General features: G+C 53.8%; 1 protein-coding gene. It reads left to right on the plus strand.

The window, feature by feature from the left end; all coding sequences use genetic code 11:
- On the plus strand, window positions 1-223 hold a 223-nt coding region (locus WDB87_RS00020; protein WP_337848631.1), incomplete at both ends, for an Ig-like domain-containing protein.

Raw genomic sequence — 223 nt, forward strand, 5'->3', positions numbered from 1 at the left:
AACAGAGCCTGAAGGCACCGTTGTAAACATTGTTATCACCGACAGTAATGGCGATGAAACTCCCATTACCGCCACAGTGGATGCCAACGGCAACTGGCAAGCAATCAGCCCAGAATTACCAGAAGGCAGCTACAGTGTGCAAGCCAGCATTACCGATGCGGCAGGCAATACAGGCGGCGCGACACAAGCGGGCACCATAGATAGCCTTGCACCGACACTGACA

Source organism: Pseudoalteromonas sp. C12FD-1 (assembly GCF_037414265.1).
Lineage (GTDB): Bacteria > Pseudomonadota > Gammaproteobacteria > Enterobacterales > Alteromonadaceae > Pseudoalteromonas.